A 9,271-nucleotide genomic window follows, 5' to 3' on the forward strand; every position below is an offset into this window, starting at 1 on the left:
CCGGGACAGCGGGGGGCCTTCCTCTTTTCCCACACGCGGCTTCCGCTTTCACCCCGGCCCTTGCTCCCGTTCGGTCGCATTTCGCCTGCGGCGAAACCGGGCTGGCCGGTTACCGGCCCCGACTTTTGGGTTTGCCGCGCAAAATCGCGCGCGGCATTTCGCTGCGCGAAACCACCCTGTGCGGTTGTCCGCTTCGCGGCCATGGCTTCGCCACCCCGCACCGCTATTTTGCCGTTCCCGTCACGGCTGCGCCGCGCCGGGGCCCCAACGGCAAAACCCCGGCGCTCTTTGGTTACTTTCTTAACATTAAGAAAGTAACGCCATCGGCAGATTCCGTAATCGGCCCCGCGAAAGCGGGGGCCTTCCTCTTTTCCCACACGCGGCTTCCGCTTTCACCCCGGCCCTTGCTCCCGTTCGGTCGCATTTCGCCTGCGGCGAAACCGCTCGGTCAGTCGTTGCCTCCGCCGGGGCGGGAGCGGAAGCCGCGCTCCCCAAAGCCCCGCCGCTCACCCTTCCAGCTCAAGGTCCCGCATCGCGGGATTTTCGATGAGGCCGCCCTCCTGCGTGAAGCGCGAGCCGTGGCAGGGGCAGTCCCACGAATGCTCCTGCGCGTTCCATTTCAGCGCGCAGCCCATGTGCGGGCAGCGCGGCGCCGTGGGCGTGAGCAGGCTTGCCGCGGCCTCCAGCGCGTTCAGCGCAAGCTGCGGGCGCAGCATGCTGCGGGAGGGGGAAAACACCGGGGCGTCGTCCGGCCTTTTGCCCTGCACCATATCCGTGAGCAGCATGGCCGCCGCCATCGCGGAGGTCATTCCCCATTTGTTGAAGCCCGTGGCCACGTACAGGTTTTCCGTGCGGGCCGAATACGGGCCGATATAAGGCACGCCGTCCAGCGTCATGCAGTCCTGCGCGGCCCAGCGGTACCGTATGTGGGCGCGGGGATAATGCCGCTTTGCAAAGGCTTCCAGCTCCCGCCATCCGCCGCCCTGCTTTCCCGTGCGGTGGCTGCCGCCGCCCAGCAGCAGCATTCCCTGCGCGTTCCGGAAGGACAGGCCCTCCGCGGCCTCGTCCACATACATACCGCCCACGTTCGCCGCGTTTTCCAGCGCAAGCACATAGGAGCGGTGCTGGTACATCTTCAGAAAATAGCTTCCGTGCCGGTTGAGGAACGGAAAATGCGTCGCCACGATGACCTTCTCCGCGCGGATCGTCCCGCGGTCGGTAACGGCGCTCGTCCCCTCCAGCCTGCGCACGGGCGTGTGCTCGTAGGCCCGCAGCCCTCTGGCCGCGGCCGCGGCAAAGCGCAGCGGGTCGAACTGGGCCTGGCGCTCGAACCGCACGGCTCCCGCCACCGGAAAAGGCAGCGGCAGCTTGTCCGTAAAGCCCGCGTGGAACCCAAGCTTCTCCAGCGCCGCAAGCTCCTTTTCCAGCTTTCCCCGGTCGTCCAGGGAATAGACAAACGCGTCCTTTTCCTCGAACCCGCAGTCGATCTCCCGGCACATGCCGCGGTAGCGCGCCAGTGCCGCCTCGTTGGCGTGCAGGTACATCCCCGCCTTTTCCGCGCCGAAGCGGCGCAGCAGCCCGTCGTATACCAGCCCGTGCTGGGACGTTATCTTCGCGGTGGTGTTCCCGGTGGCGCCGGCGCACAACCGGTCCGCCTCCGCCAGCACACAATCCACGCCCGCCTGCCGCAAAAAATGCGCGCACAAAATCCCCGCCATCCCGCCGCCGATGACCAAAACGTCCGTCCGGACGTCCCCCTCCAGCCGCCCGTATTCCGGCATCGCCGCCGTGTCCCGCCACATCGAAAGCATCCGTTTTCCCCATTCCGTCCCTGTTTTTGTGCGGCGCCCGCGTATCATGCCGCCACGGATAGTGTTTACCGCGCGCCGCCCCCTATGCGGCGCCGTGCAAAAACGCCCTGTCTTCCGCCGCAAAAGCAGAAAACAGGGCGTTTTCGGAGTATGCACGCCGCGGCGCTCACAGCAGCACCACGCAGTTGCGTCCGTTCTTTTTGGCAATGTACAGCGCGCGGTCCGCACGGCTCACAAGGTCCTGCAGCACGGGCGCGCTGCCGTCCCGCGCCGGGCTGTACACCGTTACGCCCACGCTCACCGTCAGCGGGCCCGCGCAGCAGCCGTCCGGCGCACAGGGGCCAAGCTCCTCCACGGCACGGCGCAGGCGCGCTGCCTGGCGCATGGCTTCGGCCGTGTCCCGGCAGGGCGTGCACAGCAGAAATTCCTCGCCGCCGAACCGGCATACCATGTCCGAGGAGCGCGCCAGCACGCTCTGCAGCGCGCCGCCCACGCGGCAAAGCGCGCCGTCGCCCGCAAGGTGGCCGTGCGCGTCGTTGTATTCCTTAAAATGGTCGATATCCGCCATCAGAACAGCCATCGGCTTTTCGCAGCGGCGGCACATGGCCAGCATGGTCTCCGCCTTTTCCTGCCCGCCCCGGCGGTTCAAAAGGCCCGTGAGCATGTCGGTGCCGCACTCCCGCCGCAGCTGTTCAATGCGCCGTTCGTCCCCCGCCCGCGCTCTGCGCGAGAGCACGCGCCCCGTGGCGTATGCCGCAAAAACGAACGCGCCCGCGCGCAGCGCCGCGGCCAGCACACACCGGCCCGCGCCTTTGTCATATCTGCTGATGATCGCTCCCGCCCCTTTTCAAATTTCCACATATTCCCATTTTCATCCCTTTGATTGTAGCAGGAAGCAATGTCGAAAAAGCGCAAAGCATGCCCTGCATAAAGGTGAGCATACAGAAGAAAACCGGAGGATTTCAAAGCAAAACCCGCTTTTTTTACGGAATCCACAGGAAAAACAGCGTTTTTTCGCGGTTTCTGCAAAAATATTGCGAAAAAAATGGGTAAAATATATTGACAAACCGGCAAGCGGCCCGTATAGTATCATTTGTGCGCTGCAAAGCGCAGCCATCTTAACATACGCCAGCGTAACATGCGCCGCTGCAGCCGCTCCTTCGGGCGGTGTAACAAACCTTTTGCGGGGTGGCGCTCTCTTCGCTGGGCCCGGGGCTTCCCCGGGAAAAGCCGCAAAGGGGGATGCATATGGACAATTCTATCATCGTCGCACTGAAAAACATTGTTGTCGATTTCGACGGCGAGCCCATTTTAACAGGGCTTTCCCTCGACATCCATGACAAGGAGTTCGTCACACTGCTGGGGCCTTCGGGCTGCGGGAAAACGACGACGCTCCGCGTCATCGGAGGGTTCGTGGAGCCGAGATCGGGCAATGTTTTTTTTGCGGGCAGGGACATCACGCGCCTGCCGCCGTACAAACGGCAGGTCAACACCGTGTTCCAGAAATACGCGCTGTTCCCGCACCTGAACGTGTTCGAGAACGTGGCGTTCGGCCTGCGGCTGCAGAAGCTGGACGAAAAAGAGATCCGCTCCCGCTGCCTGGAGATGCTGGAGCTGGTGGGCCTGAAGGGCTACGAGCGGCGCAACACGGCCGCGCTCTCCGGCGGGCAGCAGCAGCGCGTGGCCATCGCGCGGGCGCTTGTGAACCATCCGAAGGTGCTTTTGCTGGACGAGCCGCTGGGCGCGCTGGACCTGAAGCTGCGCAAGGATATGCAGATCGAGCTCAAGCGCATCCAGCAGAGCCTTGACATCACGTTCATTTACGTCACCCACGACCAGGAGGAGGCCCTCACCATGTCGGACACCGTCGTGGTGATGAACCGGGGCGACATCCAGCAGATCGGCTCGCCCCAGGATATCTACAACGAACCGAACAACGCCTTTGTGGCGGATTTCATCGGCGAATCCAACATCCTGGACGGCGTGATGCTGCGGGACTTCCGCGTGGAATTCGCCGGGCAGGAATTCACCTGCGTGGACGCGGGCTTCGGCAGCCGGGAGATCGTGCAGGTGGTGGTGCGCCCGGAGGATATCCAGGTGGTGCCCGCCATTCAGGGCCAGCTGACGGGCCTGGTGGAAAACGTCATCTTCAAGGGCGTGCATTACGAGATGCACGTGCGGCAGGCAGGCTACGAGTGGATCATCCACTCCACACAGGCGTCGCAGGTGGGCGAGCTCATCGGCATGAACATCGGGCCGGACGAGATCCACATCATGCACCGCACGCAGGGGTGACGGCCGATGAAAAAGACAAAATGGACCGCTTCGCCCTATCTGGTATGGATGGTGACGTTCATCGCCGTGCCGCTGGCCATCGTGGTGTATTTCGCATTCACCGATAAAGCCGGGCATTTTACGCTGGAAAACATCATGGGCCTGGGCGCGTACACCACGGTGTTTGCCCGCAGCATCGTCCTGGCGGCCATCGCCACGGCCATCTGCCTTGTGCTGGCCTTTCCCGTCAGCTACCTGCTCTCCCGCATGCGGCCCGCAAGCCAGCGCATGATGCAGATGCTCATCATGCTTCCCATGTGGATGAATTTTCTGCTGCGCACCTATGCGTGGATGAGCCTTCTGGAGCACAACGGCATCATCAACCGCTTTCTGGGGCTGCTGGGCGTCGGGCCGTTCAACATGATCAACACCTCGGGCGCGGTGGTGCTGGGCATGGTGTACAATTACCTGCCCTATATGGTGCTGCCGCTGTACACCATCATGGTCAAAATTGACAACAGCGTCATCGAGGCCGCGCAGGACCTTGGCGCAAACGTGTACCACGTTGTGGCAAAGGTGCTGGTGCCGCTTTCCATGCCGGGCATCACCACGGGCATCACCATGGTGTTCGTGCCCAGCATCTCCACGTTCATCATCAGCCGCATGCTGGGCGGCGGCTCGAACCTGCTCATCGGCGACCTCATCGAGCTGCAGTTCCTGGGCAACAGCTACAACTACAATCTCGGCAGCGCCATGAGCCTGGTGCTGATGGTCATTGTGCTTTTGTGCATGAGCTTCACCACTGCCGACACCGAGGAAATGGAGGCGATGGTATGAAAAAGGGCCGCCTGCTTGCAAACGCATATCTGGTGCTGGTGTTCGGCTTTTTGTACGTGCCCATCGCCGTGCTCATCGCGTTCAGCTTCAACGAAAGCAAAAGCCGCACCGTGTTCACGGGCTTTACCTTTAAATGGTACCAGAACCTGTTCCACAACGACATGGTGCTGAAGAGCCTGGGCGTTTCGCTGGGCGTGGCCTTTGCGGCGGCGTGCATCGCCACCGTGGTGGGCACGCTGGCCGCCATCGGCATCAGCAGCATGAATAAGCGCGCCCGGGGCGCCGTCATGGCCGTCAGCTATGTGCCCGTCGTCAACCCGGAGATCATCACCGGCGTTTCGCTGATGCTGCTGTTCGTGGTGTTCAACCGGCAGGTCAGCGCGGCACTCTCGTGGCTTCTGCAGCGCGAGGTGGAGCTTCAGGGCTTCGGCCTGTGCACGCTGCTCATCGCGCACATCACGTTCTGCCTGCCCTATGTCATCTTCAACGTCAGCCCCAAGCTGCGCCAGCTGGACCCGGCCGTTTACGACGCCGCGCTGGACCTTGGCTGCAATCCCCGGCGGGCGTTTTTCAAGGTGGTGCTGCCGCAGCTCACGCCGGCCATCCTGTCGGCGTTTCTCATCAGCCTCACTTATTCCATTGATGATTTCATCATTTCCTATTTCACCTCCGGCACCATGCAGACGCTGCCCATCGCCATTTACAGCATGACGAAGAAAAAGGTCAGCCCGGAGATCAACGCGCTTTCCGCCATCATGTTCGTGGTGATTTTAACCATCATCCTCGCGGCCAACGCCGTGGATTCCGCAAAAGAGCGCCGCCTGCGCAGGGCCGCGCGCGCAGAGGAGGGCAGGCGATGAAGCATATCCTGAAGGCAAAAAAACGCTTTTTGTGCCTGCTTCTTGCGGGCGCGCTTGCGGCCTGCCTGTCCCCCGCGGCCCTTGCCGCACCGGACGGTGTGGAGGTTGCCCCCGGTTACGATTACACCCGCTTCAAGGACGCGGGCATTACGCTGAACGTCTACAACTGGGGCGAATACATCTCCAACGGCACCGACGGCTCCATGGATGTGGTGAAGGAATTTGAAAACCTGACGGGCATCCGCGTCAACTACACCACCTATGACACCAACGAGAGCCTGTACGCCAAGCTGAAAAGCGGCGGCGGCAATTACGACGTCATCATCCCCAGCGATTATATGATCGGCAAAATGGCCGCCGAGGGCATGCTGGAGGAGCTTGACCCCGCCAATATCCCCAACGCGGCGCTCATCGGCGAGGCATACCGCTCCAAACCGTTCGACCCTCAGAACAAATACAGCGTGGCCTACACCTGGGGCCTCGTGTGCATCGTGTACAACCGGACGATGGTGGACGAGGGCGACCTGGAACAGGGCTGGGGCATCCTGTGGGACGAAAAGTACGCCGGGCAGGTGCTGATGTTCAACAACAGCCGCGACGCGTTCGCCATTGCGGGCAAGCTGCTGGGCAATTCCATCAACCCCGGCTCCGTGCAGGAGATCGAGCAGGCGGCCGAAAAGCTGAAAGAGCAGAAATCCGTGGTCCAGAGCTATGTGATGGACGAGGTGTTCGACAAAATGGGCGGCGGCGAGGCCGCGCTGGCCCCCTATTACGTGGGCGACGGCGTGACGATGATGGCCGACAACCCCGACCTTGCCATGTTCATCCCCGCCGAGGGCACCAATATCTACATCGACGCCATGTGCATCCCCAAAGGCAGCCGGAACAAAGAGGCCGCGGAAATGTTCATCAACTTCATGTGTGAAACGCAGGTGGCGCTGGCCAATGCGGAGTACATCTGCTATTCCTCGCCGCAGGTAGAAGTCCCCGCGCTTCTGGACGAAGAGACCCGGGAGAACGAGATGATGTACCCCGGCGCAGACATGCTTTCCCGGTGCGAGACCATGGAGGTGCTGCCCGACGAGCTGAACAGCGCCATGGACAAGGCATGGAGCGATGTGCGCAGCTACGACGCCGCGGGCAACGGGTGGGTGATGCCGCTGATGCTGGTGGCAATGCTGGCCCTTTCCGGCGTAGGCTACTGGCGCAAAGCGGTACGCCGCCGGCGCAGCCAGTTTTAAACGCCATTCCCTTTTTACAAGGCAATGAACGCAAAGGCGCCGCCGTTCCGAAGAACGGCGGCGCTCCTGTATGTCGAAAAAGACTAAGGCAAAGGCGCATTGGCGCAAGAAAACATCGGTTTTGGACGGACGGTTTTGGCGCACAGCGTACTCAAACAGCTTGGCAATCCACAAAGGATTGCCAAGCTGTTTTCGCGCACTGTACATCCAAAACCGTCGGGCCAAAACTGCGTCGCACCTCAGAACCAGAAATTCTTGTTGCAGAGCAAGGGAAATCACCGCAGGCACCCTTTGTGGTTGTCAAGGCGATTTGACGAAGCTATGCGCAAAAATTTCTGGTTCTGGGGCGATGGTTTCTTGCGCCAATGCGCCTAACGCCGCACAGTTCACGGCTGACGCCTGAAGCGTCGCCTCGCTTGCAGATTTTCCGGCAACTGTCACAAAAATGCTCGCGAATACACAAAGTATTCGCGAGCATTTTTGCTTAACCTGCCAAAAAACCGGCCGGCGCGATTCGGCTCTTAGAATTGTGCGGTATTGCCCTAAAAAAACCTGCTTGCCCGCCCGGCGCATGTCCGGGCGGGCAAACGGTTTTTTAACTTTTTCCTGCGGCGGCCCCCACGTTACGGCGAAACGGCTCTTACGGCGTCAGCCGTAACTTGTGCGGCGCCGCCCTATGGGCGCGTTACCAGCCGCAGATATTCCCGCCCCATCTGCGGCGGGAACCGGTGGCGCAGGCCCGCCTGCAGCGTCAGGTGCACGCGCCCGCCCGCGCTGTGCAGCGCACCGTACAGCATCTGCGCCATTTCGATGCAGTCGCTGTCCTGCGTACCGCAAAAAAGATGCACCTCTACGTTTTTTTTCGCCAGCGCACGGCAAACCGCTGCGCATTCCTTCTCAAGCAGCGGTGTCCACGGGGATTGCAGCGCCAGCGTGTCGCAGGAAAGCCCGGTATACAGCAGCGTGCGCAGCAGCATATCACAGCCGGCGGAAAAGCCCGCCCAAACCTGCCGCTCATAGCCCGCGTCCTGCACAATACGCGCCGCGTCCGCTGTCTGCCTGTAATTTTCGCCGTCGTATTCCCAGCGAAACCGCCCCGTACAATCCACCACCGAGGACTGCACTGTTTCCACCTGCGCACCCGCACGCTCCAGCGGCGCCCAATCCCGGCGCGCAATCCCGGCGTTTTGTCCGTTGCCGTGCACCGCCAGCACCAACGTTCCGGCAGCGCGCCCGCGCCACGAAAACTGCATCCTGCCCGCACGCCGGGCCTCCTCGTAACGTCCCTCGGAAATTTTGCGCAGCGTCTCAAACCGCGCGTCCCCGAACAGCGGCTTTAAGTCCCCGTCGTCCAGCACCTCGGGACGGTACCAATACTCCTTTTGCTCCACCGCCTCGGCCAGCCACTCCAGCGCCGCAGGCGCGCGGCCCGCCCCGGCGGCAAGGCATGCGAGAAAATAATAAATCTGCGGATGCTCGCCGTCCTTCCATGCCCCACGCTGCGCGAGCAGGAAATCATAGGCCGGTTCATAACCGTCCTGCTCCGCCAACGCCAATACTTCTTCCAATAAAACATCTTCGTTCATGTGTTTATGCTCCTTTTTTGGATTTAAGGGCATAAAAATGCCCGGGAGAGTGATTTCTCCCGGGCAATCACAAAACGAATTTACACAAAGGACACGCCGGGAGCCGCGCCTATCGCAGAAAATTTTTTCATAGATGACCGCTCCCTTTCCATACAGGCTTTCCGGCGTTGCCTCCCACCGGGCCTGTGCCAAAGCACGGGAAACCCGCCGCGTGCAGATTATAAACCTTACGTGCACCGTTTGTCAAGATGCGCCGTTCTTCAAAAAACGGCCCGCGCGCCCCGCCGCCTTCAGGCGGCGGGTTCCTCGTCCAGCTCCTGCCGCACGAACACGACCTCCTCGTCGTCCTCGTCGAACAGGCAATTCACCGTGGGGCTGTGCAATACAAGCTCGGTGGGGCTGTATTTTGCGTCTCCACCCCATAATCTTGCTCCGTATTGAGAGCCTTCCATATAACGCGGCCAAATGTAAATAAGCCCCCCAGGATAAAAGGCATATTCAACTTCAACAGCTTTTCCATCCACCATCACCTCACCATAAATTGCTTCTTTCTCCTTTATTTCAAACCATGCACCGTATTCCTCACATGTCCACCTTGCCTCCCCGTAATCATACGGGCGGTACCCATTATAAGGGTCACACGCGCAAAGCAAAAGCATGCA

9 protein-coding genes are annotated in these 9,271 nt (G+C 61.1%); 4 read left to right on the top strand and 5 right to left on the bottom strand.

Annotated features, from left to right (window positions below; genetic code table 11):
- The 3 genes from IIY41_RS10050 to IIY41_RS10060 form a co-directional block, all read right to left on the bottom strand.
- The coding region (locus IIY41_RS10050) for a hypothetical protein (protein WP_287400587.1) at nt 1-377 on the bottom strand (377 nt) is incomplete at its 3' end.
- Nucleotides 378-506: 129 nt separating this feature from the next.
- The gene (locus IIY41_RS10055) at nt 507-1,811 is read right to left on the bottom strand and encodes an FAD-dependent oxidoreductase (protein ID WP_155201589.1); all 1,305 of its coding nucleotides are present in this window, start codon (nt 1,809-1,811) and stop codon (nt 507-509) included.
- A 166-nt stretch (nt 1,812-1,977) separates the two neighbouring features.
- Nucleotides 1,978-2,607: a GGDEF domain-containing protein gene (locus IIY41_RS10060; RefSeq protein WP_009322607.1), complete on the bottom strand. Its 630-nt coding sequence runs from the start codon at nt 2,605-2,607 to the stop codon at nt 1,978-1,980.
- A 452-nt stretch (nt 2,608-3,059) separates the two neighbouring features.
- Between IIY41_RS10060 and potA the strand changes: the two genes are divergently transcribed.
- The 4 genes from potA to IIY41_RS10080 are packed head-to-tail and all read left to right on the top strand — an operon-like array spanning nt 3,060 to nt 7,023.
- On the top strand, nt 3,060-4,106 hold the full coding sequence (gene potA, locus IIY41_RS10065) for a spermidine/putrescine ABC transporter ATP-binding protein (RefSeq protein WP_009322606.1): 1,047 nt from the start codon (nt 3,060-3,062) through the stop codon (nt 4,104-4,106).
- A gap of 6 nt (nt 4,107-4,112) precedes the next feature.
- Nucleotides 4,113-4,922, top strand: a complete 810-nt coding sequence (locus IIY41_RS10070; RefSeq protein ID WP_172726146.1) for an ABC transporter permease — start codon at nt 4,113-4,115, stop codon at nt 4,920-4,922.
- A complete protein-coding gene (locus tag IIY41_RS10075; protein WP_172726145.1) occupies nt 4,919-5,782 on the top strand; it encodes an ABC transporter permease in 864 nt (287 codons plus the stop codon). The genes IIY41_RS10070 and IIY41_RS10075 overlap by 4 nt, the downstream gene beginning before the upstream one ends.
- Nucleotides 5,779-7,023 (top strand): ABC transporter substrate-binding protein, encoded by a 1,245-nt coding sequence (locus IIY41_RS10080; RefSeq protein ID WP_058724026.1) that lies wholly within the window; start codon nt 5,779-5,781, stop codon nt 7,021-7,023. Before IIY41_RS10075 ends, IIY41_RS10080 begins: the two co-directional genes overlap by 4 nt.
- A gap of 674 nt (nt 7,024-7,697) precedes the next feature.
- Here the strand turns inward: IIY41_RS10080 and IIY41_RS10085 are convergent.
- Both IIY41_RS10085 and IIY41_RS10090 read right to left on the bottom strand, forming a co-directional pair.
- The gene (locus IIY41_RS10085; RefSeq protein ID WP_172726144.1) at nt 7,698-8,609 is read right to left on the bottom strand and encodes a TPR end-of-group domain-containing protein; all 912 of its coding nucleotides are present in this window, start codon (nt 8,607-8,609) and stop codon (nt 7,698-7,700) included.
- A 290-nt stretch (nt 8,610-8,899) separates the two neighbouring features.
- Nucleotides 8,900-9,271 (bottom strand): hypothetical protein (locus tag IIY41_RS10090; protein WP_287400594.1); only part of this gene is annotated, 372 nt, incomplete at its 5' end.

Origin of the sequence: Ruthenibacterium sp., from assembly GCF_017421385.1 — a bacterium.
Taxonomy (GTDB): Bacteria; Bacillota; Clostridia; order Oscillospirales; family Ruminococcaceae; genus Ruthenibacterium; species Ruthenibacterium lactatiformans.